General features: G+C 36.0%; 28 protein-coding genes. 21 read left to right on the top strand and 7 right to left on the bottom strand.

The window, feature by feature from the left end:
- Positions 1-76 precede the first annotated feature (76 nt).
- From AAGS61_RS15480 to AAGS61_RS15445, 8 genes are all read left to right on the top strand, one after another.
- The gene (locus AAGS61_RS15480; protein WP_391373830.1) at positions 77-214 is read left to right on the top strand and encodes a hypothetical protein; all 138 of its coding nucleotides are present in this window, start codon (positions 77-79) and stop codon (positions 212-214) included.
- Entirely contained in the window at positions 189-536 is a 348-nt protein-coding gene (locus AAGS61_RS15475) for a hypothetical protein (RefSeq protein WP_391373827.1), read from the top strand. Before AAGS61_RS15480 ends, AAGS61_RS15475 begins: the two co-directional genes overlap by 26 nt.
- A gap of 724 nt (positions 537-1,260) precedes the next feature.
- A complete protein-coding gene (locus AAGS61_RS15470; protein ID WP_391373825.1) occupies positions 1,261-2,610 on the top strand; it encodes a cytochrome ubiquinol oxidase subunit I in 1,350 nt (449 codons plus the stop codon).
- A complete protein-coding gene (locus AAGS61_RS15465) occupies positions 2,601-3,626 on the top strand; it encodes a cytochrome d ubiquinol oxidase subunit II (protein ID WP_391373823.1) in 1,026 nt (341 codons plus the stop codon). Before AAGS61_RS15470 ends, AAGS61_RS15465 begins: the two co-directional genes overlap by 10 nt.
- An 11-nt stretch (positions 3,627-3,637) precedes the next feature.
- The gene (gene cydS, locus AAGS61_RS15460) at positions 3,638-3,754 is read left to right on the top strand and encodes a cytochrome bd oxidase small subunit CydS (RefSeq protein WP_391373821.1); all 117 of its coding nucleotides are present in this window, start codon (positions 3,638-3,640) and stop codon (positions 3,752-3,754) included.
- A gap of 271 nt (positions 3,755-4,025) precedes the next feature.
- Positions 4,026-4,283: a hypothetical protein gene (locus AAGS61_RS15455; RefSeq protein WP_391373819.1), complete on the top strand. Its 258-nt coding sequence runs from the start codon at positions 4,026-4,028 to the stop codon at positions 4,281-4,283.
- Between the two features lie 186 nt (positions 4,284-4,469).
- The gene (locus AAGS61_RS15450) at positions 4,470-5,075 is read left to right on the top strand and encodes a hypothetical protein (RefSeq protein ID WP_391373816.1); all 606 of its coding nucleotides are present in this window, start codon (positions 4,470-4,472) and stop codon (positions 5,073-5,075) included.
- A gap of 176 nt (positions 5,076-5,251) precedes the next feature.
- A complete protein-coding gene (locus AAGS61_RS15445) occupies positions 5,252-5,773 on the top strand; it encodes an HPP family protein (protein ID WP_391373913.1) in 522 nt (173 codons plus the stop codon).
- A 275-nt stretch (positions 5,774-6,048) separates the two neighbouring features.
- On the opposite strand, the gene AAGS61_RS15440 is transcribed toward AAGS61_RS15445, so the two are convergent.
- A complete protein-coding gene (locus AAGS61_RS15440) occupies positions 6,049-6,627 on the bottom strand; it encodes a DUF421 domain-containing protein (RefSeq protein WP_391373814.1) in 579 nt (192 codons plus the stop codon).
- Positions 6,628-7,251: 624 nt separating this feature from the next.
- Between AAGS61_RS15440 and AAGS61_RS15435 the strand changes: the two genes are divergently transcribed.
- Positions 7,252-8,034, top strand: a complete 783-nt coding sequence (locus AAGS61_RS15435) for an MspI family type II restriction endonuclease (RefSeq protein ID WP_391373811.1) — start codon at positions 7,252-7,254, stop codon at positions 8,032-8,034.
- Between the two features lie 15 nt (positions 8,035-8,049).
- The gene (locus tag AAGS61_RS15430) at positions 8,050-8,748 is read left to right on the top strand and encodes a hypothetical protein (protein ID WP_391373808.1); all 699 of its coding nucleotides are present in this window, start codon (positions 8,050-8,052) and stop codon (positions 8,746-8,748) included.
- A 107-nt stretch (positions 8,749-8,855) separates the two neighbouring features.
- Here the strand turns inward: AAGS61_RS15430 and AAGS61_RS15425 are convergent, their stop codons facing one another.
- The 3 genes from AAGS61_RS15425 to AAGS61_RS15415 form a co-directional block, all read right to left on the bottom strand.
- A complete protein-coding gene (locus tag AAGS61_RS15425) occupies positions 8,856-10,196 on the bottom strand; it encodes a DNA cytosine methyltransferase (RefSeq protein WP_391373806.1) in 1,341 nt (446 codons plus the stop codon).
- Positions 10,197-10,236: 40 nt separating this feature from the next.
- The gene (locus AAGS61_RS15420) at positions 10,237-10,464 is read right to left on the bottom strand and encodes a single-stranded DNA-binding protein (RefSeq protein WP_391373803.1); all 228 of its coding nucleotides are present in this window, start codon (positions 10,462-10,464) and stop codon (positions 10,237-10,239) included.
- A gap of 533 nt (positions 10,465-10,997) precedes the next feature.
- Positions 10,998-11,765, bottom strand: coding sequence for an MBL fold metallo-hydrolase (locus AAGS61_RS15415; RefSeq protein ID WP_391373800.1), 768 nt, complete (start codon positions 11,763-11,765; stop codon positions 10,998-11,000).
- 209 nt (positions 11,766-11,974) lie between these two features.
- Here AAGS61_RS15415 and AAGS61_RS15410 point away from each other — a divergent pair, with 209 nt between their 5' ends.
- Positions 11,975-12,820 carry a pentapeptide repeat-containing protein gene (locus tag AAGS61_RS15410; protein ID WP_391373798.1) on the top strand — a complete coding sequence of 282 codons (846 nt, stop codon included), beginning with the start codon at positions 11,975-11,977 and terminating at the stop codon, positions 12,818-12,820.
- A 176-nt stretch (positions 12,821-12,996) separates the two neighbouring features.
- Here AAGS61_RS15410 and AAGS61_RS15405 read toward each other — a convergent pair whose 3' ends face one another.
- Entirely contained in the window at positions 12,997-13,854 is an 858-nt protein-coding gene (locus tag AAGS61_RS15405; RefSeq protein ID WP_391373795.1) for a LysR family transcriptional regulator, read from the bottom strand.
- Positions 13,855-13,972: 118 nt separating this feature from the next.
- Here AAGS61_RS15405 and AAGS61_RS15400 point away from each other — a divergent pair, with 118 nt between their 5' ends.
- The 3 genes from AAGS61_RS15400 to AAGS61_RS15390 are packed head-to-tail and all read left to right on the top strand — an operon-like array spanning position 13,973 to position 16,732.
- On the top strand, positions 13,973-15,130 hold the full coding sequence (locus tag AAGS61_RS15400) for a YbfB/YjiJ family MFS transporter (RefSeq protein ID WP_391373792.1): 1,158 nt from the start codon (positions 13,973-13,975) through the stop codon (positions 15,128-15,130).
- Entirely contained in the window at positions 15,120-16,130 is a 1,011-nt protein-coding gene (locus tag AAGS61_RS15395) for an NAD(P)H-dependent flavin oxidoreductase (RefSeq protein ID WP_391373789.1), read from the top strand. Before AAGS61_RS15400 ends, AAGS61_RS15395 begins: the two co-directional genes overlap by 11 nt.
- Positions 16,127-16,732: a hypothetical protein gene (locus tag AAGS61_RS15390; protein WP_391373786.1), complete on the top strand. Its 606-nt coding sequence runs from the start codon at positions 16,127-16,129 to the stop codon at positions 16,730-16,732. The genes AAGS61_RS15395 and AAGS61_RS15390 overlap by 4 nt, the downstream gene beginning before the upstream one ends.
- Before the next feature lie 89 nt (positions 16,733-16,821).
- On the opposite strand, the gene AAGS61_RS15385 is transcribed toward AAGS61_RS15390, so the two are convergent.
- Positions 16,822-17,634 carry an MBL fold metallo-hydrolase gene (locus tag AAGS61_RS15385; RefSeq protein ID WP_391373784.1) on the bottom strand — a complete coding sequence of 271 codons (813 nt, stop codon included), beginning with the start codon at positions 17,632-17,634 and terminating at the stop codon, positions 16,822-16,824.
- A gap of 226 nt (positions 17,635-17,860) precedes the next feature.
- Between AAGS61_RS15385 and AAGS61_RS15380 the strand changes: the two genes are divergently transcribed.
- Positions 17,861-18,400, top strand: coding sequence for a GNAT family N-acetyltransferase (locus tag AAGS61_RS15380; RefSeq protein ID WP_391373781.1), 540 nt, complete (start codon positions 17,861-17,863; stop codon positions 18,398-18,400).
- Positions 18,401-18,491: 91 nt separating this feature from the next.
- Here the strand turns inward: AAGS61_RS15380 and AAGS61_RS15375 are convergent, their stop codons facing one another.
- Positions 18,492-18,632, bottom strand: a complete 141-nt coding sequence (locus AAGS61_RS15375) for a hypothetical protein (RefSeq protein WP_391373778.1) — start codon at positions 18,630-18,632, stop codon at positions 18,492-18,494.
- A 158-nt stretch (positions 18,633-18,790) separates the two neighbouring features.
- Between AAGS61_RS15375 and AAGS61_RS15370 the strand changes: the two genes are divergently transcribed.
- The 6 genes from AAGS61_RS15370 (at position 18,791) to AAGS61_RS15345 (ending at position 22,381) form a co-directional block, all read left to right on the top strand.
- On the top strand, positions 18,791-19,453 hold the full coding sequence (locus AAGS61_RS15370; protein ID WP_391373776.1) for a nuclease-related domain-containing protein: 663 nt from the start codon (positions 18,791-18,793) through the stop codon (positions 19,451-19,453).
- A 139-nt stretch (positions 19,454-19,592) separates the two neighbouring features.
- Positions 19,593-20,348, top strand: a complete 756-nt coding sequence (locus AAGS61_RS15365; protein ID WP_391373774.1) for a class I SAM-dependent methyltransferase — start codon at positions 19,593-19,595, stop codon at positions 20,346-20,348.
- Positions 20,349-20,386: 38 nt separating this feature from the next.
- A complete protein-coding gene (locus AAGS61_RS15360) occupies positions 20,387-20,863 on the top strand; it encodes a GNAT family N-acetyltransferase (protein WP_391373771.1) in 477 nt (158 codons plus the stop codon).
- 204 nt (positions 20,864-21,067) lie between these two features.
- The gene (locus AAGS61_RS15355; RefSeq protein WP_391373911.1) at positions 21,068-21,295 is read left to right on the top strand and encodes an NUDIX domain-containing protein; all 228 of its coding nucleotides are present in this window, start codon (positions 21,068-21,070) and stop codon (positions 21,293-21,295) included.
- A gap of 499 nt (positions 21,296-21,794) precedes the next feature.
- Complete coding sequence (locus AAGS61_RS15350) at positions 21,795-21,998, top strand: helix-turn-helix transcriptional regulator (protein ID WP_391373769.1); 204 nt, start codon at positions 21,795-21,797, stop codon at positions 21,996-21,998.
- Positions 21,995-22,381 carry a hypothetical protein gene (locus AAGS61_RS15345; protein WP_391373766.1) on the top strand — a complete coding sequence of 129 codons (387 nt, stop codon included), beginning with the start codon at positions 21,995-21,997 and terminating at the stop codon, positions 22,379-22,381. Before AAGS61_RS15350 ends, AAGS61_RS15345 begins: the two co-directional genes overlap by 4 nt.
- The last annotated feature ends 59 nt before the right edge of the window (positions 22,382-22,440 follow it).

Raw genomic sequence — 22,440 nt, 5'->3', positions numbered from 1 at the left:
AACGAAAGCGTAGCGACAGTTGCATGAGCTGAAGACCCCGCAGGAGTGAGGTACGAGCGACGAGGAGGCTGAGGCCATGCCCGTGGAAAGCGAGCCGAATGGAGCGGAATCAACGCTTCATACGATTTTATTAACAATAAAAGGTAAATCAACACGCTTGAAACTACAGGAAAAAAGGGAGTGGTTTCATGAAACAAATTGTAGAACAGCTTGAGCGATTTTTTCAACAGATGGAAGACAAACCAAAACAACCGAATGCATCCGCCTACAAATATGTCGTGCAAATGGATCCAACGGTGAATGCCTTCGATATTTACTTACATTTTTTAGATAGTGAAGGGAAAGAATTGGAAGGTGATGGGGTTACGTCTATTTCAGTCATTGAAAATGGATATGAAGATGATGTCAGTCGCCCTGACTTTAAGGAAGCTATACTGGATGTTTTTAAACAGCTTAAAGATGATGGTCATGGTCATTTTACGGAACCAACGTATATTTCGTTTCCGGATGACTCTGAAATTTATCATATACAATGAATGGAATATTTCAACTCCAAAGACAGCTGAATAGGCTGTCTTTTTTTTATGGGATATTATTATAACGATATAATAACAGAACTGCTACTTTGTTTTATTTCCGAGGAAATAAAGAATAAAATCGATTTTTCGAGTAATTTTTGTTGCGTAAGAATTTTAAAACTATAGAAATGAAAGTGAAGTTTATAAAAGTACTAGCATTAAAAATAGTGGAAGATATTTTACAATGCTGAATACTGGTGAAGTTAAAATATAACAGAAAATGTACAAAATAAAACTGTCTCTGCAAGATAAATGAGCAAAACTTCACTGCATTTGAACAAAAAAGATAGTTATACAGTGTAACAGCAATAGTTTATGGAATTTTAAAGGAATTTATGTTTCGGTGGAATCGTATCAGTCAAAAAGAACAAGCTATAAGCAAGAAGTATAAATAGTGCTGTTACACGCATAATAAGACCGTTTATGAGAGGTGTTATAAATATAATGGTTGCTGTAATTTGTGACAATAATAGTTAAAACAGATACGTAAAAAGTGTCATATTGCTAGCAACTAGTCATTTGCTGTTGAAATGACTGCCTTCACTACTTGTAAAATAGCGTTGAATTTTCAGCAGGAGCATATTCGTATTTCTCTATGATGAAACACAAATGTCTTTCGTGCCCGCAGTATATTAGCGCGTCTAGGAGAGCATGACTCAATTTTTGATGTACATAAGGAGTGGTGAAATTGGAAACATCTGTGTATTGGAGTAGGGCGTTAACGGAATTAACACTAACATTTCATATCGTCTTTGCAACACTTGGGGTAGGAGTACCGCTCTTTATATTAATCGCACAGTATGTAGGATATAAGCGAAATGATATTCATTATACGATGATGGCAAGGCGTTGGGCGCGTGGCTTTACGATTACTGTAGCAGTCGGTGTTGTAACCGGAACAATTATTGGCTTGCAACTATCTCTACTATGGCCACAATTTATGGAGCTAGCTGGAAAAGTGATTGCACTCCCTTTGTTTATGGAGACATTTGCCTTCTTCTTTGAAGCCATTTTTTTAGGTATTTATTTATATACATGGGACCGTTTTAAAAACCCAAAATACCACATGTTACTCCTTATTCCAGTCATGATTGGGGCATCGATGTCGGCTATTTTTATTACAATCGTCAATTCCTTTATGAATTCACCACAAGGCTTTGAAATTCAAAATGGGGAAATCGTTAATATTCACCCTGTATTAGCGATGTTTACGCCATCCATGCCGACTAAAGTAACACATGTATTAGTGACAAGTTATATGGCGGTTGCCTTTGTGTTAGCGGCGATTGCAGCATACAGATTACTACGTGGTGAAAACCATGTGTATCATCGTAAAGCCTTATTATTAACGATGAAATTAGGATTAATTTTTTCCATTGCATCCGCTATTATTGGAGATTTCTCTGCCAAGTATTTAGCCCAATACCAGCCTGAAAAATTAGCTGCAGCAGAGTGGCATTTTGAAACAGAAGCAGGCGCAGAGCTCATTTTATTCGGGATCATGGATGAAGATGAGGGTGAAGTAAAATACGCCATTCGTATTCCGAAGCTGTTAAGCTACCTTGCCTTCGGGAGCCTTGACGCAGAAGTCATTGGGCTTAATGAATTCCCCGAAGATGAACGACCACCCCTTAGTAACCATTACTTTTTCAACATTATGGTCATCATTGGTATGGCACTTATGTTCTTATCACTTGTCTATATATTGGGGAAATGGAGGAAATGGAAATGGGTCGATTCGAAATGGGTTTGGGCACTAATTGTCGCCAGCGGACCGCTTTCCATCATCGCTATTGAAGCTGGTTGGTGGTTAGGCGAAAAGGGACGTCAACCGTGGATATTATATCGTATTTTGCGAACAGATGAAGCCGCAACATCTGCAACGGGTCTTGAGTATTTGTTTATTTTATTTACTGTTGTGTATTTAATATTAGGCATTGGATGTGCAGTTGTTCTACATCGGATGTTTAAAAAGAACCCAATTGTGAAAGAATTAACATCAAGACAGGGCGGTGAAGATACATGGCATTAGAGATACTCGGGATATCCGTGTTATGGATCTTCTTATTTGGCTATGTCATTATTGCATCGATTGATTTTGGGGCAGGGTTTTTTAATGCGTATAGCTTAGTACGTGGCCATCACCATATTTTATCGAAAATTATTAAACGGTATTTATCACCCGTATGGGAAGTTACAAACGTCTTTTTAGTATTTTTCTTTGTTGGGATGGTTGGATTTTTCCCACAAACTGCTTACTATTATGGAACCATTTTACTAATGCCTGCATCAATTGCGCTTGTCTTATTAGCCGTACGGGGTAGCTACTATGCATTTGAGGCATATAGCGGTGTACGGGGACATAAAGGGTATGCACTAGCTTATGGAATAACCGGGCTATTTATCCCTGCTGCCTTTTCTGTCGTCTTGACAATCTCTGAAGGAGGCTTTGTCAATATGGTGGACGGTAAGCCCGTACTGGATTATGCCGCCTTATTCATGAGTCCCCTTTCTTGGTCGATTGTTGTATTAGCTGTTGTAGCCGTCCTTTATATTTCTGCTATCTTTTTGACTTGGTATGCAAGTAGGGCGGAGGATATGGAAGCAAGTGAGCTAATGCGAAAGTATGCTCTCATTTGGGCAGTGCCCCTAATTTTAAGTGCACTAGGCATCATTATTGAGCTGAAATCGCTCGGTAATTGGCATTATGAGAACATTTTTGATTTGTGGTGGCTATTTTTAATTTCGGGTTTGCTATTCGTTGCGACGATCTGGCTCATTGGGAAAAGACAGCATTACGGTGTCGCTGTTATTTTACTGATTATACAATTTGCAGCCGCCTTCTTTGCATACGGCATTTCGCATTATCCATATTTATTGTATCCGTATTTAACGATTTACGACAGTTTTACAAACGAGGCGATGGCCGTAGCACTTGTAGTCGCATTCATTGCAGGATTAATGTTATTACTGCCATCTTTGTACTTAGTATTCAAATTGTTTTTTACAAAAGATTATGTTTCAGGTAAAGATGAAACACATGTGTAAGAGGTGATTTAATGACAGATTTTATAATATTTCAAGCGCCGTTTATTATTTGGATCCTAGCTGTCATCACAGCATTTGTAGCAGCGGCTAAAATGAAATCTGACGATGAAACAGAAGGCGGAGAATAATAGCTAGTCAAACGGTATAGAGTGGACCAATTGAATTGTTATATGGTCAAAAAATGAGCAGGGGAACTAATATTTCTCCTGTTTTTTTATGTGCATACGAAGGTCTGCTCATTTTTCCGCTCGTTCTTTAATAAATTGCTATAATAGACTGTTTCAAAGGTTTTCAAATTAGAGAAAAATGCTAAGTTTTAGAATCATCTAATTTTAATTGAAACTTTTAACAGTGATATACCGTATAAAAAGTTAATGACATCAAAAGGAGGGGGGGAACTTGAAACTAGTTCTCAAGGCAGCTTGTATTTCACTGAGTGTACATATTATCTATTGTGTCATAACAGTGAGTTGGGGGTATATACAAACCCTTTTTTATACACCTAACTTTTCTGACACGAATGTATTCATTTTACAAAATGAAGTAGTGTTTGCGTATGTCGCATCACCGCTTTCATTACTAATATCTTTTATGATTATTTTGCTCGTTTCTTGGCTTATTTTAAAGCTTGCACAAACAAAGCAAGTAATCGATTAAAGACATATGGAGTAGATTTTTTGAAAGGCAAGAAAGTATACATTTCATAGCTATTAGTGAAGATGTATCTGTATAAGTAAGAGGGTATGGAATCCTATATAATTAATCAACTATATTACATAGCTCCTTTAAAGCAAACATATACCCTTGTCAATATGACTGGTTGAAATGAAAGGGGAGTAGAAGTTGAAAAAGCTATCACTGTATATAGTGTTTGTCTTTTTATTAGTTGCGTGCGGTGACGGTGAAGCCAAAAGTAATAACACCATTTCGGATGCAGCATTATCCGATCGTGAAAAAACATTACTCAATGCAGCAGCAGGTAACATCCTATTTACGTATGATTTTTCCATTGAATCGGCAGGTGCACTAGAAGTATGGATGGAAAAGTACGAATACGGTGAGTTAACAGAAGAACAAATTGGCGGTGTAGGTACAGAAGTAAATAAAAACGGTCAAATTATTGTCACATTGAAAGAAGTCCCGCAATCTAAGGAAACGATTGTACGTGTCGCCATTGTAAATGGTGGAGCCGTTTCCTCAAGTGAAGGGCTCATGACATTACCAGACATCGGCTCATTTGGCTACGGTTCACTTATTTCGAATGAACCAGCGGCACTACAAGGAAATATGGCAATCGGTCAAATCATTTATTCAGGAGAGTCCAATTTCTTTAAAACGGGTTGGGCAGAGTTAGCGAATAATCCGGTAGCAATTATAAAAGAATTAAAAGACCGACCCGTTGTTTATCTCATTCGAACATCATTTAAGGAAATTAAATCTACTTCTTAATCAAACACATCTCGATCTGTAAAGGAACGAGATGTGTTTTTCTATTACAATCATAAAAGAGTAAAATAAACAGAGGTTATTCTTTAAATGTTTGTTATACTAGTAAACAATTATATAAGGTATATGTTTAAGGGGGACAAGTTTTGGAAAAAGTAGAACAACAAGAGCAAATAAAAATGAGCTGGTGGTATGAATATTTTCGGAAAATGCTTGGGCAACACCAGCAAGTCAATCATCAAACAAATATAGCAGATGCTTTAACAGGAGCAGTTGGCGGATGCATTGGCATCGGGACATTATTGTTCCTAACACAACTAACACATACCTCTTGGCTGATGGCATCACTCGGCGCAAGCTGTGTGCTCGTATTTGGTGCTTGGAATGCGCCATTTTCTCAGCCAAGAAACGTCATAGGTGGCCATCTCTTATCAGGCATTATTGGTATTTCCTTTTACATGCTATTTGGTTCACACCCACTGGCCATTAGCGTAGCAGTAGGCTTCACGATTTTCGCGATGATGCTAACAAGAACCGTACATCCACCAGCAGGAGGCAATCCGATTATTATTATGCTAGGTGGCTATAGTTGGCCATATTTAGTTGCCCCAGTCATTATTGGTGCAGTCGTTATTGTCATTTACGCTGTACTCATTAACAACATTCGGCAAAAACGCCATTACCCATTGTATTGGTGGTAAGCCAGGATACATATAGAGGTACAGTGAAAGGAAGGCTTTTGTTGAACAGCTCATCTGAAGGTAAGCGATCTATTGAGGAAGCCATAATGAAATCCGCCTATAAAGATGGAACAGTACAACAACTAACACATACCCTTTATGCTAGAGCCAATAGTAGTTATAAGAAGAGAATATTACTAAAAATGGTACTTTTACGTATAGCTCGTAAAGGTGCCTTTTTTATGATAACGATTTGGTGGAGAAGTAATCGTTTAGCTAAGTAGCTATTGTAGATATTACGGATTTTCTTGTTGTTCATTAATTTCTTCAAAGAGGTTAGGCGTATCAGGTGTTTTTTGCATGTTAGATGCATTAAGAGGCATTTCTTCAAAGTAAATATTCATTAACTTTTTAAATTCTCCTACAGTTAAAGGTTTAGCATCTTCTTTTAATTCAAAACCAAGTTGTCCATTCGGCTCAATAGTAGCTGTTTGAATATCCTCAATATTTGCAATACCTTGGTTACGTAACCTCATTTCCAATTGGTCAACGGTTAAACGTAATTTTTTTAAGTTTTGAATATTTAATGTCCCATTGCTTATGACTACTTTTGATTTTCCCGTAATGAATTTTTCAAATGCATTAGATTTTAATTGGAGATACTCTAAAATGATAACAGAAATCACAAAAATGGCTGCTGCTATAATCGCTTTAACCATGCTTTTCTCGACAATGGGTTGCACAATAATGGTACCAATTGAAATCATGACAATTGTTTGAGCTAATGTCATTTGTGCAATAGATTTTCTCCCTGCGATTCGTAAGAGCAAAACGCCAGCTAAAATTAAAATAAATGATTGCCAAATAAAATTCATATAATCACCCTTTTTTTAATACGTATAACGAATAAATGGGTAAACATGTATACCCATCAGAATAACGATTCCTTTTCGCTTCAGCACGCGTTTTCTACGACCGAGCATAAAAACCATAGCTATTATGGGTTATTGTCCCCAGGTTTATAATTGTTTGCTCCGCCAGCATAATCAAACGGATTGTTTGTATCAATAGTCAAAAAAACTTTTTGATTATAAGTAGCAAGTGTAATGTTGTTTAAATTATTTAATTTTAAAGTTAAAAACAAAATCTATACAAACCCTCCACCTTTTTAATCTTTACCTTATAATTGCAAAATACTCATAGAATAAATTGGAACTGTTGGATTCCTATATTTATTTCAAAAAGTAGGCAATGCATTGAAAAAAGCAAAATGAAGCCCAAAAAGTAGCGGGATAATCCCTTCTTTTTGGGCTTTGGATGTATGTTAGCTGTTCAAATAAAAAAGGCACTGTTATTTAATAACGGGTTTGGTTGTTGAGTACAAAGTGTAAAAAAGTAATATTAAAGGGAATTCAATTTTCAGATTCTTTTTTTTATAATAATGATATAATGGTAAAATATTGGTTTATTCAAATGTTATTCTAAAAAGGGTGGGGTATATGGAAAGTAAATTATTACCGTTTTTATACCAACATTATAATATTGCAAACTTAAGTTATGGCTTGAAAACAGATAAATTAGGTGATGTTTACGAAGATTTTATATGCGAAATTTTTAAAAGTACTTCCAATGTCATTGATTTACTTAAGTCAGATTGTATAGAGAAAGATATTATTATAGAGCTTTTTCAAAAAATAAAAATTGATCCTAAGAAAGTTACTGATATTAGGGCCAGTAAGGACATACCACGTAGACAGTCTGGTGGAAACCCGAAAACGGATGTTATCGTGTATGTTTATCTAGAAAATGATGAAATACTAAGTGTTCCTATCAGTATTAAACAAACATCTGCTCGACAAGTAGCCTTTGCAGAATATGATGTAGAGACAATATGTAGAGAAGTAGGAATTACTGATTTAAGAGTAAAAGAATTAATGCAAAAGCACCAGAGAGATGGAAGTGCAAAAAATTTTACTAGGACAGAAAAGCAAGAACTCAAAGAACGTTTACAACCATTCGCCGAAAGCCTAATTCGATGGACAATTACAATGAGTGCTGATGAAAACCCAATAGGAGAAGAGTATCCAAAATGGATATTAAAGTTTCAATTAACTAAAGAAACATCAGAGATAATTAACTGGCATTTTTATAGTATAGAAGAATATATAGATTACATAAGTTTAAATAGAAATGGTGATAGAAGGTCGGCAGGTTTTGGTACTGGGCTTTCTTGGACATATGCCACAGGGACTAAAGGGCAAAAAATACAATTTAAAGGGTAAAACAAGGATGAAAATATGAAAACATATCTTAGTTACGATGAAATTTTACCTTTTTTAGGGAATTTGAGTTCGGAAAAATATATTGATACCACACAATTGAATCGTGTAGATTTAGAAAAATTGCTTAGTACTTCGATTTTGGATGTTACTAATAAAGCAAGAAGTGATGAAATTGAGAAATTCTTAAACCCTCCATCTTTTGTTGCTATATTTTATTATTATATTTATGTATTTCAGAAAGTACCTACACAACAACAGTATAGAGATTTTTATTATGAAATTAATAGTGAATGGATAGGGCAAAATGTTAAAGAAAAATTACTGCCAGCGTTTGAAGGTAGAGTAGCAAGAACATATCCATCATTATTTAGAGATATCCATTTTTATTTTTTTCTCAAAGAAACAGGAAGTTTTAATCGAGTAATTTATAAAATGAAATATGATTTGAGTGGTAAGGTTGATATTTTTATTCAGACAAAACGTAATAATTGGTTCGGCATTCAGTTACGTTTAGACACGAAAAATTCTAACTATTTTGCTAAAGAAAGAAAACCGCATAGAGATGTAGTAGATATACCTGTACTCAAAGCAATCATAGACTTACCTTTAAAATTATCAAATGCTCGTAGTATTAAAACACAAAAAAATGATTTGAAAGTATACTCAAATAATGAGTATATGGAACTCTTAAATTTAATTCGAAAATATGAATAATAAACATATGGCCCTCCTAAAATTTTAGAAGGGCTATATTCAATTAAAAGCTAAATATATGCTGTTTACAGGCTTTTACTGTATCGGAATACTTGTTTTGTATCTTTTTAAATGAGCATTCTTTCCGCTTTTTTTATGTCTTCTAGCGTTTTTACTATTTCAACACCCAAAACATAGCCTAAAATAGGCGGAATAGCATCACCTATTTGTTCATACCGATCTTGTTCAGGGTCACTGTGGAATTTTACATAAGGCCCTCTAAATTGATACCAATCAGGGAATGATTGTAATCTTGCTGCTTCACGAGGTGTAATTCCTCTATTTAAAATAGGATGAACCATTTCATCTAAACAATGTGAAGTCACTGTGAATGAAGGTTCATCAACTTTCAAGCGTCTATTTCTAGCTGCGTATAATTTATTAGGGAAAACTTTATTTCGTAGGTCTTCGCGTCCATTGGCAATTAAACGTTCGGCTGCTTTTTTCATTCCTTCTCCTGGTAGAATATATGAAAGTCGTTCAATCATTTTAGCTGTATGACCAGGACCAATATGTGAATTTATCTTATTAGAAAAATCTTTTAAATGGTCAGGGATAGGGAATAATTCACCATTCATAAATCGTAAAAATTCTCTTTGCTGTGCAGGGATGTCCTGCTTTAAAATTAACGATAGGTCGTGCTGAGTTTCTTCTTGACCTTGTTTAGAATCTACCTGAGGTAAGTCTAATATTGCATTTCCTACCGTTACAAAAGGAAACATACGTCCTTCACCATGCGTTTTTTCAGGATAAGTAAAGGTAGCTGTATATTTAGAATTTATACCAACTAAGAAAACACGTTCTCTAGCCTGCGGTACGCCATACTCTATAGCTTTTAAAAGAACTGTATTTTGATCTCTACTTGCAAGTACAAAAGATACACCTTCTACATTAGGAGCCTCTAGTTCATCACAAATAAGTTTATACATATCTCCCTTGACACCATTTAAAGGTTTAGAAAGAAGGCCTTTAACATTTTCAAAAAGTAACATTTTTGCATCTACATGTTTTGCGATGCGTTCTAAATTTAGGAATAAATTATTTCTTTCATCATCTTCTTTACGTTGACCAGCTAGAGAAAAACTTTCACAAGGTGCTCCTCCCGTTACTAAATCAACCGATTGAACATCAAATCTTTGAAGTAAGATTAAATCTATAAGTGCATTACTAACTTGAGTAATATCCCCATGTATAATTAACGTCTTATCACTTTTTTCAAACAAATGGGATTGTGTAGATGGATTTTTTAGATATTGTTCTAAATTTAAAACATCGGCATTGTGAGAAGCTTTATATGTTTCTACTGTCCAGTCACTCATTTCAACTGCAATCAGTGGTTTAATACCAGTTGCTTTTAAACCTGTGCATAATCCACCAGGACCAGAAAATAAATCTATCGATGTATACATGTTAACCTCCAAATATATTGTAAATGATTATGAATGTAATTTATAATTTGATATAAATTTGTTGATTAGCACTACTTTTTTTAGCTACTTTGACTTGAGATTGTAATGCCCCGTTCTTAACCGCATTTAAAAATAATGAGCCTAACGTTCTTCTGTCACCTATAGCAAGTCTGTTCCATTCATAGCCTTTAAATAAGTCTTTTACTAAAAATTCTTCTCCTGTTGATAGATGAGAAATTTCTTGAATAGCTATTTCTAAATAATTCAAAATAAAGTCCTCCTATTTATACATATGCATAAGCATATGATATAATTTTATTTGAACTTAGTAAATAGGTAAAAGGGAATGTATGTTCTTATGGATAGAATGAAGTGTTACGTAATTGCCTTCAATACACAAACTTTTAAAATCGAGGTAGAAGTAATTGATTGTGAGGCTAATAATGATAATATATACGATAAATTATGCGTAATACTAAACTGTGATAGTTTAGAATTTATTGATTTTTTATTGCAGCAAAGTTCCCAACCCCTCGTTCAGGAATATTTCTTTACTTACCGTTGTAAATCAGCATAAATCTGATGGGACTCCTATTTGGCTTAATAAACTTTTCATTTACCAGAAAGAAACTCAATGAAAATTAAATGTTCAAAAAGGCAGCGGTTATTGACCGATGCCTTTTATTGTGCTTTTTATAATGTTAAATACGGTTCGATTTTGATGCTAATTTCATTGCTATTTATGATGTTTATTTAAGTTTTGTACTTCTAAACCGAACCTGTTAGTTATTAAAAGCTTCCTTAGTTTAATGTAAACGTCATCGCTTCTCGTTCTTTTACATATTGAATGCCTGCTTGTTCGATTGCTGCGACATAATCTTCAATAGGATCGTTGTAATGCATGGCGTAAATTTTTGACTGCACTTCTTTTGGATAGTAGGCAAGGATGTCTGAAAATAGGGCGTGCGCTCCATTACTTGTAAAGCTAGTATCTTGAAAAATGGCGACGGTATCGGTATTTATAAATCGCATTAAATTGGCACCTTGTAAATCCTTCACATCGCTTGAAAATAGCACATTACCTAGCGGACCACGAATGAATACACCTGAGCTCGCCATTCCTTGGATATGTGTATTACTTGTATCAAAAATGTGCAATTGGAGCCCTTCAAAGTTAATATGCTCCTCATCTCCCACAACTGTAAAATCACAAAAATCGTCTACTGTCGCGCCGCCGTTTTCAAGAGGGAAAGATAATAATTGTCGTAATAACGGATAAATCGTTTGGTGGACAAAGATATGTGTTTTCATCGGATGATGAATATCATTTTTTAAATGCCAATAACGTTGGAAAATCAGCTCCTCTAACCCACCTACATGATCAGAATGCAAATGTGAAATCCATACAGCATCGATATCTAGATAAGAGTAACCCGCTTTCTTAATACTTGTGCGAAGTGTTGTGCCAGCATCGATGAGCAGCTTTTTTGTCCCAATTTCAGCGATATAATTATTATGGTAAAAACGTGAAGTAAATGCACCACCAACACCTAATGGAATTAAGTTCAAAGCAATCAGTCCTTTGTTTAGTAATAGTCCTATTTTACGACATCACTGCCATTTCTAAAACGATATAAAATGAATAGGGAATATGTTTCTGTTATCCCAATGAAAAATCGTTTTATTTAAAAATATTGTATAATAAAGTAAAAAAAATATCTCGTATTAACGGGCAGTTGATTCAACTACATAGTAGAAGAGTTTAAGGGAGTATAAAAATGGATAATGAAATTGCTAAAAATATAAGAGCAAGCTTAACTGCTGATTGTATACAATGCTTTGGCCTGTGCTGTACAGCGCTGAATATCGTAGCATCAAGTGATTTTGCAGTAAATAAAAATGCTGGAACACCGTGTCCTAATTTACAAGGAGATTTTCGATGTAAAATTCATAACAACCTAAGGGAAAAAGGATTTAAGGGATGTACAGTGTTTGATTGTCTAGGGGCAGGCCAACAAGTTTCTCAAGTCACGTTTAATGGACAAAGTTGGCAAGCACATCCAGAAATTGCTGAAAAAATGTTTCGTGTATTTCCAGTTATGGAACAATTATATGAAATGATTGCATTTATAGCGGAAGCATTAACGTACGAGATTTCAGATGCATTGCAAAACAAGTTAAATCAACAGTTAGAACAGTTACAAAGCTTGACGGATATGGATGCAGATCGCTTATTGTCATTAAATATCATGGAGTGTCGACTACCTGTAAATAAATTACTTCTAGAAACAAGTGAATACATTCGAAGTGAGCTAAGCGCCAAAGTCTTTGCCATTAAAAAAGGAAAAAATTGTACGGGAATAGATTGGGTTGGGAAGAAATTAGCCGGTAAAGATTTAAGAACGACTAATTTACGAGGGGCTTATTTAATTGCTACAGATTTGCGAAATACAGATTTAAGAGGTGTAGATTTCATTGGAGCAGATTTGCGTGATGCCAATTTAAGTGGGGCAAATCTTTCGACAAGTATGTTTTTAACTCAAATGCAGATTAATTCAGCTAAAGGCAACTATAAAACGATACTGCCTGCTCATATACAACGACCAGCTCATTGGACGAGCTGACTTTATTATTTTTTATACTGAAGTTGATTTTTTGAAGATGGGTTGTACAGATAGTAAAAGCTTTCTGTACAACCTCGTTACTCCTTAATAATTATCCATTAAGAACTACGGTAGTCCCAAGATTCCATTTCAAAATATTTTCAAACGGTCCCGTTCCTCACAGACTAAATACATGCCTAATGTTCTTCTTGCTGTAAAAGTAAAGACTCGAAGCGTTGCAGTGGAATGGAGTTATTTTCTTTTCGATAAATGAGCTGTGTTTCAATGAGTGAAAACTTTTTCGGTACTGTAATGGCTTGCAGTGGGTAATAGCGAACGTACTGCTCATACACAGTGCGAGGTAGCATCGTTATACCTAATCCTGCCGCTACACAACCGATAATAGCCTCTAGCGATCCAAATTCCATTAAGCTATAAGATTTAATTCCCTGATGACGTAAGTAGCTCTCTAAATGAAAACGATAGGAGCAGCCTGCTTTAAAGACTAAAATGGTCGCCGCTTCTAGTGAAATGTCTTCATTTCCCTTTGGATAAACAACGACCATTTCCTCCTGAAAAACGGTTTTAGCTTGTAAGGAAGAATGTGAAATCGGACCAGATACAAAGGTGGCATCTAATTTAAAGTCGACAACCGCTTCGATTAATTGGGCTGTCGGTCCTGTTTTTAACGTAAGGTTCACGTTAGGAAATTGCTGATGATAATTGGCTAATATTTTGGGTAAGCGGACGGCAGCGGTTGTTTCCATTGCGCCTAGTTTTAACTCCCCGGTTGGATTATGTTCATCCTGCATCGCCAACTCAGCCGTATGAATCGAGTGGAAAATTTGCGTTGCGTATTGTAGTAGCTCTTGTCCCTTTGGTGTGACGACACACCCGCGATTATGCCGATAAAGCAATGTCGTGTTTAGCTGTTGCTCTAGCTTGTGAATTTTTGCCGTTACATTGGATTGTGAATAATTCAGTTCATCCGCGGCTTGAGAAATACTGCCATACTTGGCCACAATCTCAAATGCCTTTAGTGCCTCAATGTCCATAATATCCCCTTTGCTATTAATATTTTTGATATCAAACATCATTTATTTGAATTATATTATATATCAAAATGTTGCTAATATAAAAATAGATTTTAAATTAGCAAAGGGTGATGATTAGATGAAAAGAGTTGTAGGAGGAATTTTAGCATTATTAATCGCCATGGGCATCGGGCGTTTTGCCTATACGCCGCTTTTACCTTTTATGCAAGCAGATTTGGCATTAACCGATGCACTAGCGGGTTATTTAGCAACAAGTAATTATGCGGGCTATTTTGTCGGTGCAATCGGACTTACTTTTTTTTCTTTTCAAGAGAAGCGGTTTATTGTGCTAAATGGTGCACTATTTTTGAATGTGCTGACAACCATGATCATGGGCGTAACGAATGAATATTTGTTGTTGCTGCTCATTCGATTTATTTCAGGTGTGTCGAGTGCGGTTGTTTTCATATTAGCTTCGAGTATTGTGTTGACTTATTTAGGGAGGTTGAAAAAGCCACAGTGGAGCGGTTTATTTTACAGTGGCGTTGGCTTTGGTATTGCTTTTTCAAGCATCAGCATTTCTTATATAGTGGCCGCATTATCATGGCAAGCAACTTGGCTACTGTTGGGCGTTGCTTGTATAGTACTTGCGTTATTTAGTAGTTCCTTCTTAAAAGAGCAACAGGAGATAGAATCAAGTAATGCGATACATCAAAGGAATGAATGGATCCAAAAACGATGGCTACCTTGGCTTTTAGTTGCCTATGGATTGGAAGGGGTAGGCTATATTGTAACAGGCACATTTATTGTGTCGATTGCAGCACAGCTCCCAACGATACAATGGAATCCCGCATTTGTATGGCTAATTGTAGGATTAGCGGCCATTCCTTCTTGCTATATTTGGTCCAGAATGGCTGGAAGAGTCGGGTATGTGAATGGGTTAGTTATGGCATTGGGCATACAGAGCATTGGGATTATTTTACCTGTATTACTGCCTACAACGATTGGACTTTCAGTGAGTGCCTTTCTTTTTGGGATGACCTTTATGGGGATTACAACCATTGTAAATACAGTAGCCCGTGGCAGTGGGACCCGCATTTTAGGTGGTTTAACGGCGATGTATGCGGGCGGACAAATGCTTGGACCAACGATTGCTGGACTCCTGATGACATTGACGGACAGTTATGAATCAGCTCTTGTTTTTGCGTCCATTTGCATAGTGCTCGCTACGTTGATTGCTTATTCGGGGCGTCCATATGAACTACATGTAATGGAGGGGAAGGAAATTGTTCAATAAATTACGTTATCCAATTATTCAAGCACCGATGGCAGGTGGCATATCGACGGTTTGTTTAGCGAAAGCTATTTCATCATCGGGTGGTTTAGGTTTTTTAGCTGCAGGATATAAAACTGTAGAGGCACTTGAACATGAAATACTAGAGATGCAACAAGGAAATGACTTATTTGGTGTGAATTTATTTGTGCCACAAACAGATGCGGTAAATGAAAAAGAACTTTATGCTTTTATGACTGTTTTGCAGCAAGATGTGGGTAGAGAGCTAGGGAAGCCGATGTATTCAAATGATGAGTGGGAAGGGAAGCTTGCTTTAGTCAAAAAATATAAAGTACCTGTTGTGAGTTTTACGTTCGGTTGTCCAGACAAAGTACTTATCGAACAATTGCAGGTGATTGGTACATACGTAATTGTGACAGTAACGACTGTTCAGGAAGCAAAACTAGCTGTTAGTCAAGGTGCTAATGCCATTTGTTTGCAAGGATATGAAGCGGGTGGGCATCAAGCATCATTTGAAAATACCGATATAGAAAATCCACTTCCATTAGTAGAGCTTCTTCAACAAGTAAAAGAGAAAGTGCATATACCGATTATTGTGGCGGGAGGTATTATGGACGGTAAAAAAATTCAACAATTGTTAGCGGAAGGAGCCGATGCCGTTCAACTTGGGACAGCTTTTATATGCTGTGATGAAAGTGGGGCAAATGAGGTGTATCGGCAAGCTTTACAGAGTGGAGAATTTGCTAGCACTAAGCTAACGCGTGCATTTACAGGTCGCTTAGCAAGAGGGCTTGAAAATGATTTTATAAAGAAATATTCCACAATAGCACCTAAGGCATATCCAGCACTGCATTATGTGACGCAACCAATTCGAAAAAATGCTATTGCAGAAAAGAATGCACAAGTGATGTCACTTTGGGCAGGGATAGGCTATCAACAAATTCGCGCGCTACCTACTAAAGAGCTATTTGAGCTATTAGTAAAAGAGGCAGGGCTGGAATGAGGCAAGATTTCTACGATTGGGAAAATAATTTTGTTAGATTAAGTGCAAAACCTGTATTAACGGAGCAAGATTTCTATGCATATATTCGACTATTGAATATGCCACTTGATTGGGGGAGGGTAAGTGTACTTGTAAGAAATCAAGGGATATTCCAACAAATGAAACAGCATTTAATGAAGGTGAATAAAAGGATAATGAACGATCAAGGTAGCTGGAAGCAGCTATTAAACTACGCCGAGGAAGAGCCAAGTCATATTAAAAGATTCGTTATAGATTCAACAAAATCATTAGAAGAGCAAATCACCATAATGGCAGATGAACTATTTGAGCTTTATCAATTGAAAGAGGTGAAGTTATGTCACTATAGCCGTTTATGTCGTTTATTAACTGAATCTCCTAGATCTCTTTGTAACCTCGTTCAGAAGGAGTCGCGTGCCTTTAGTATTTTACAAACGATTTATTTATTTGAATTAGAGGATCAATATACATCTTTTCATATAGAATGTATCCTGTTTAATGAAACACATGATTATTTAGCAGAAATACTAGAGTTCATAGTGTATGATTCTATGTCGTTTTTTAGCAGTGCTATAGTAAGGTGATTTTATTATTTCATGGAGGATGTATATAGAAACTTTAGCCTAAAACACGTAAGGGAGTATGAATCACTCTCTTACGTACTCAAGGACTACTACCCACGATTTAAAAATGCACGAATCATATGGATGGGTGACCATTCAGTATTGGATACATGAATAATTGGATACGGGATAGGGAATAGTTCAGCAGTAATTTCATGAACGTCTTTTCCTTGTTTGGCAAGATCAAGTACTTTCCCTTCGAGTTCTTCTAAATACTCAATTTTTAATCGTATTGATTTTTTCGCATCTTTTACGTGACCTGCATGGCAGCAGTACATATCATCAAAATCATAGCTTTCAATTTTCTTTAATGAATCAAGCGTAGATAAAATATTTTCATCGATTAATACGAGCTTTACTTTCGGCGCAATAAATAAATCGCCTGTGAAAATAGCGCCTAAATCACGGTTGTAAAATGCAACATGATCTTTTGTATGGCCTGGTGTTTCGATGACATCCCATGTATGATGACGAGATGTAAACGTTTCGCTAAGTGCTTCCGATGTAAAAGGTTCTGATGGCCCCCATACTATTTCACGATACTTTGGTAAGCGGAGTGGCTTGTTTGTTAAGTGAGTAGACATGGGATGAATAAACGTAGGAACGCCGCGCTCTTTTTGCAAGTATGCCGTATTCCCGATATGGTCTTCATGGAAATGCGTTATGTAAACCGCATCAAAATCAGTTTGATCGAAATACGGTTTAAATTCATTGAATAAAGAGTTAGAACCTGTATCAATTAAAATGCCATCGACATTAAAGCTGTAAACGCTCATCGGACTGCCTGGTATATTTGTAGTACATTTTGCCATCAATACATCGTTTGTTCTTGAAATCTCACCACTTTTTTCTACTTTAAACAACCAAATCACTCCTTTATACGTTTTTATTAGTATAACAAGAAATTTGGAAAATGAGCAATCATTCATTTTTGGAGTTGCGATATATTCCTAATGGTTTTAGCATATATTTTCATGATTCGTTATTGTGCCAATTGATTAATTGAAAAATGTTGGAGCGAGCAAAAGTCCAACTAAGTCAGCAACTGATGATGAAAATTGTACATAGTGCTTAAAAGGGGGAGAAGATATGGATGGGGCTTTACCAGTACTGACGACGGAACGACTCCGGTTGCGTGCTGTGACAATGGAGGATGCGGAGGCGCTATTTGCATATGGTTCCAACCCGCAGGTGACACAATATGTGTTGTGGGAGACACATCAAACGCTGGATGATGCAAAAGGGTTTATTGACATGATACTCGATGCCTATGAAACGCGGAGTTTGTATCTTTGGGGCATTGAATATGAAGGGAAGTTTATTGGCACGATCGACTATGTAGGGCTGAATGATTACAGTAAAATTGGAGAGATTGGCTATGTGTTGTCAGAGGATTATTGGAATAAGGGAATTGTAACAGAAGCAGCTAAAATGGTTATCGATTACGGTTTTACGGAGCTAGGTCTTGTCCGTATTCAAGCACGATGCATCGCTGAAAATGTGGCTTCATCACGTGTCATGGAAAAAAGCGGAATGATATTTGAAGGTACGCACCGCAAAAGCTTATTTGCCAAAGGAAGGCACTATGATGTTCATATGTATGCTATTATCAATCATGACAGATGTTAACATGTTTGAGGACGAAAAGCGGCATGTGTAGAAAGGTCAAGCTTTCAAATACACATGCCGCTTTATGTTGAACTGTCCATTTTGATCTCCTTTAAAAATCATTGTCATCGAATTGGTCTAATGTCCCATCATACTTTTCCTCATGTAAATACGCTACATCATTTTCTAAGATGTTTTCGTACGTGTATGGATGGATGTTTTGTGCAGGGTTTAAGTAAGCTTCATATGGCATATGAATCACCTCCTATTCTTATTTTATAATATTCAGAAAAATAATGAAATAAAATTAACTGATAAGAGGAGAAAAACTTTTTTCATGTTTTGAAAAATGTTAACAATAGGTGAGATAAGGTAGCGGTTTAACTAAAGTGGATAAGGAGGAGATGTGATATGTTTAAAGAATTGATGAAAAAAATAGTTAAAACGATTGATTCCCATAGAGTATATCAAGAGGCAACAGGAAATTCATTATTAAAAGTGTTGTTTGACAAGGGTTTAACAGGTGAATATTTATCCTTTTTCAAGATGAATGCGATTCTCGGAGAACACCGTACATTATTTAATATGTATATTCCGAAAAAGAGAGGCGGCTACACGGAGGTTGATTTAGTATTTATCCATGAGACAGGCATTTATGTTGTCGAGTCGAAAAATTATAGTGCATGGATTTACGGGAACGGTGAGCAGAAAGATTGGACACAAGTGTTTCCGAATGGGAAGGAATATTCTTTTTACAATCCCATTAAGCAAAATGAAGTGCATATTCGAGCATTGCAGCATGTTCTACCTGCATTACCACCAAATCTGTTTATCAATCTAGTTGTATTTAGTGAACGATGTCAATTAAAAGAGATTGAGTTTACACAAGAAAGAACATATGTCATGAAACGTCCAGAGTTGAAAGAACTTCTTTTGAAACTAATTAAGTATCAAAAGGTCATTTTCACACCTGCTCAAATCCAAGCGATGTATGATGCATTAAAGCAATATGAACAGGTAGATGAGCGAATTGTTCAGGAGCATCGTGAATCGGTTCAAAAATATCAACGTTAATCAAGGGAACAGATATATATAGGCTGATGTACTATTTAAGTTTACATCGTTAAAGATTCTCTTTTGTTGGAAGAAAAATATGGAAATTTTTCAACGTTAAACGAAAACGATACAGATATTCAAGGAGATGAGCATAGAAATGGTTAGTTTTTACGGTCAGCTTTCTACAGAAGTATATGATATAGATAAATTTATTGGCAGGTCATTTGGTGATGTGGAGTATTATTTTGGAAGATTAAAAGATGTTAAAGGACGAATTTTGGAGCCTGCTGTAGGGAATGGGCGTATCTTAATCCCTTTAGTAGAAAAGGGGCTGAATGTGGAAGGGTTTGATCTCTCTGAGGACATGCTAAATTTATGTGAAAAACATTGTGCGGAAAGAGGTCTGTCTCCGAATCTACATAAATTAAATATGAGTCATTTTGTATTAGACCATAAATATGAAGCGATTATTGTTCCCACTGGGTCATTTTTATTGCTACACCAAAGGGCAGATGCTTTAAATGCTTTAAGGTGTTTTTATGATCACTTGGAGATGGGAGGGCGCATAATAATAGATACTTTCCTTCCAACATCTTTTCAGCAAGGCTATGTTTCGACGAGGGTGATAAAAACGCCTGAGGGAGACTCTATTACATTAGAAGAGATATTAGTCGATGTAGATCAAATAAATCAATTTACGATGACCCATCATAAATATCAAAAATGGAGAAATTCTAAATTGGTCGATACAGAACTCGAACACTTCCCTTTAAAGTGGTATGGGGTGGAAGAATTTCGCTCTATTTTAAAAGAAATAGGGTTTGAAGATATTATAATTTCATCTGATTATCAATATAATACCTATCCAACACATGCAGCACAAATAATAACATATGAAGCAGTAAAAAGGTAAAGATTAAATTAGGGAATTAGCATAAAGGGGAAAGCGGTATGGAAATCCAAATTGAAAAAGCCACAATAGCAGATTTTCAAGCAGTGAATGCCATTGTAAAAGAGGGGCATAATGTGCATGTAGAGGCACTACCATACTTGTTTAAAAATGTACAAAAAGTCATGCTAATCTCGTATTATCAACAATTACTAGAGGACGAGGCTAGCGATATTTTAATTGCAACAGAAAATGCAACAATAGTCGGTTTTGCGATCATTAGTTTAGAATCGTCACCACCATTTGAGTCACTCGTTCCAAGAAAGTTTGCCTATATAAACGATTTTGGTGTTAAGACTGTCAACCAACGAAAAGGAATCGGTAAAAAGCTATTTGAAGCCTGTATTGCTTGGGCGAAGGAAAAAGATGTACAAAGCGTAGAATTGAATGTATGGGAATTTAATCAAAGCGCTATTTCGTTTTATGAAAGCCTTGGCATGAAAAGTATGAGTAGAAAAATGAATTTGATGTTGGAATGATTCCGTAGCCGTTACTAGAGCAGTAACGGTTTTTTTGTGTTTAGGACACACTATAAAAAAAGTACATATATCAAGGGAAAGGTGAGATGGAAAATCACGAACAGAAAGAGGGAGACGGTGAGTAGACGTGATGGAGTATATATAAAAGATGAGGCAATGGATTGGACATGAAACGTTATTGACTGTTGACTTGGCTGTGGTGTCATTATAGAAGATAACGGAAAAATTCTTTTACTCAATCGGACCGATGAAGATACTTGGTGTATTCCCGGCGGCCCAATGGAAATGGTTGAATCCTTTGAGCAAACGGCGAAGTGGGAAACGTATGAAGAAACAGGATTAGATGTAACTTACTTACAGATATTAGGTATTTATTCTGGGGAAGCTTGTTTCGTTGAATACTCAAATAAAAATCAGGTTGATAGTGTGTGAATTATTTTTACAGCAGCCTATTTTACAGGGGAGCTCAAACCAAATGATATAGAGAGTAAAGCTCTACCGTTTTTTGTAAGAATGAATTGCCCCAGCAGTTAAATTCAAGGCAACAGCAATTTATCCTCGATTGGTCACAAAGTAAATCATACCCGATCGTACATTAAAGGAGATGTAGCAAATATCTATAAACTATTGGTGAAAAATGGATGATTACAACGAACGCACCGATGGAACCTTTTATAATTATCGATGTGATAGGCTTACAAGCGGGTAATATCGTCAGTGCAAAAGCTACACGCTACCCAAACTGAGCGTATTGCAACAAAGCCTTTTTAAAACCATGAAGAAGAGAAATGAGTTCGCTTTATCAATAGATAGAATGAACTCATTTTTGGTTTGCTTTGGATAGCAAATATGTAAAAGATGTTTGACAATTTATTTTGCAATGAGTTACACTCTAAATGTAAAACATGTTTGACAAAAAAGAGGCGACAGGATGGATAATCAAATTAAAGAAGCTAGAAAGAAGAGGAAGCTTTCTCAAGAGGAATTGGCCAAAGCTTGTGGTGTATCTCGGCAGACAATTAATGCCATCGAAAATAATAAGTATGATCCAAGCCTTTTATTAGCTTTCCAATTAGCTGAGCAACTAAATCTAACAGTTGATGAATTATTTCATTTTAAGGGGGAGAAGAAATGAGTAAAAAAGAAATGGGAGGCTTTTTATGTTTGTTAGCAATAACAATCTATTTTGGAGGAACATTAATTAGTTATATCAAGTTTGAAAATCCTTCCTTTGGTACTCCCGAAATACTGTTAATCATTGCGCTAGTGATTTCATGGGGACAATTCTTTACTTGGCATACACGCAAAGAGCTACAAAAAGATGAAATGGGCAAGCAAATTGTAAAGAATAGTGCTTATAAAAGTCATCACATCATATTTGGAGCATTATTAATTTTGTGGGTTATTGATTTCTTTTTCATCAGCTATGGCAAGAACTATACATTATTTATTGCTCTCTGTATTGCCTATATTACAAATCCTCTCATGCAATTCATCCAAGTAAAAAAATATATGTAACAATTACAAGAATCCTTTCTGTTTGGTCCTTTCACCTTAACAGATACGGATTCTTTTTT

The sequence above is a fragment of the Lysinibacillus sp. KU-BSD001 genome (assembly GCF_042920265.1).
Lineage (GTDB): Bacteria > Bacillota > Bacilli > Bacillales_A > Planococcaceae > Lysinibacillus_B.
This window is presented reverse-complemented; position numbering and strand designations above follow the sequence as displayed.

What these genes read in the sequence shown, in the direction of transcription:
- AAGS61_RS15345 (WP_391373766.1), top strand. Translation starts at nt 21,995, where the DNA reads ATGAGTAAAAAAGAAATGGGAGGCTTTTTATGTTTGTTAGCAATAACA.
- AAGS61_RS15360 (WP_391373771.1), top strand. Translation starts at nt 20,387, where the DNA reads ATGGAAATCCAAATTGAAAAAGCCACAATAGCAGATTTTCAAGCAGTG.
- AAGS61_RS15440 (WP_391373814.1), bottom strand. Translation starts at nt 6,627, where the DNA reads ATGAATTTTATTTGGCAATCATTTATTTTAATTTTAGCTGGCGTTTTG.
- AAGS61_RS15445 (WP_391373913.1), top strand. Translation starts at nt 5,252, where the DNA reads ATGAGCTGGTGGTATGAATATTTTCGGAAAATGCTTGGGCAACACCAG.
- AAGS61_RS15465 (WP_391373823.1), top strand. Translation starts at nt 2,601, where the DNA reads ATGGCATTAGAGATACTCGGGATATCCGTGTTATGGATCTTCTTATTT.
- cydS (WP_391373821.1), top strand. Translation starts at nt 3,638, where the DNA reads ATGACAGATTTTATAATATTTCAAGCGCCGTTTATTATTTGGATCCTA.
- AAGS61_RS15425 (WP_391373806.1), bottom strand. Translation starts at nt 10,196, where the DNA reads ATGTATACATCGATAGATTTATTTTCTGGTCCTGGTGGATTATGCACA.
- AAGS61_RS15380 (WP_391373781.1), top strand. Translation starts at nt 17,861, where the DNA reads ATGGATGGGGCTTTACCAGTACTGACGACGGAACGACTCCGGTTGCGT.
- AAGS61_RS15480 (WP_391373830.1), top strand. Translation starts at nt 77, where the DNA reads ATGCCCGTGGAAAGCGAGCCGAATGGAGCGGAATCAACGCTTCATACG.
- AAGS61_RS15390 (WP_391373786.1), top strand. Translation starts at nt 16,127, where the DNA reads ATGAGGCAAGATTTCTACGATTGGGAAAATAATTTTGTTAGATTAAGT.
- AAGS61_RS15370 (WP_391373776.1), top strand. Translation starts at nt 18,791, where the DNA reads ATGTTTAAAGAATTGATGAAAAAAATAGTTAAAACGATTGATTCCCAT.
- AAGS61_RS15400 (WP_391373792.1), top strand. Translation starts at nt 13,973, where the DNA reads ATGAAAAGAGTTGTAGGAGGAATTTTAGCATTATTAATCGCCATGGGC.
- AAGS61_RS15375 (WP_391373778.1), bottom strand. Translation starts at nt 18,632, where the DNA reads ATGCCATATGAAGCTTACTTAAACCCTGCACAAAACATCCATCCATAC.
- AAGS61_RS15430 (WP_391373808.1), top strand. Translation starts at nt 8,050, where the DNA reads ATGAAAACATATCTTAGTTACGATGAAATTTTACCTTTTTTAGGGAAT.
- AAGS61_RS15365 (WP_391373774.1), top strand. Translation starts at nt 19,593, where the DNA reads ATGGTTAGTTTTTACGGTCAGCTTTCTACAGAAGTATATGATATAGAT.
- AAGS61_RS15405 (WP_391373795.1), bottom strand. Translation starts at nt 13,854, where the DNA reads ATGGACATTGAGGCACTAAAGGCATTTGAGATTGTGGCCAAGTATGGC.
- AAGS61_RS15350 (WP_391373769.1), top strand. Translation starts at nt 21,795, where the DNA reads ATGGATAATCAAATTAAAGAAGCTAGAAAGAAGAGGAAGCTTTCTCAA.
- AAGS61_RS15410 (WP_391373798.1), top strand. Translation starts at nt 11,975, where the DNA reads ATGGATAATGAAATTGCTAAAAATATAAGAGCAAGCTTAACTGCTGAT.
- AAGS61_RS15435 (WP_391373811.1), top strand. Translation starts at nt 7,252, where the DNA reads ATGGAAAGTAAATTATTACCGTTTTTATACCAACATTATAATATTGCA.
- AAGS61_RS15475 (WP_391373827.1), top strand. Translation starts at nt 189, where the DNA reads ATGAAACAAATTGTAGAACAGCTTGAGCGATTTTTTCAACAGATGGAA.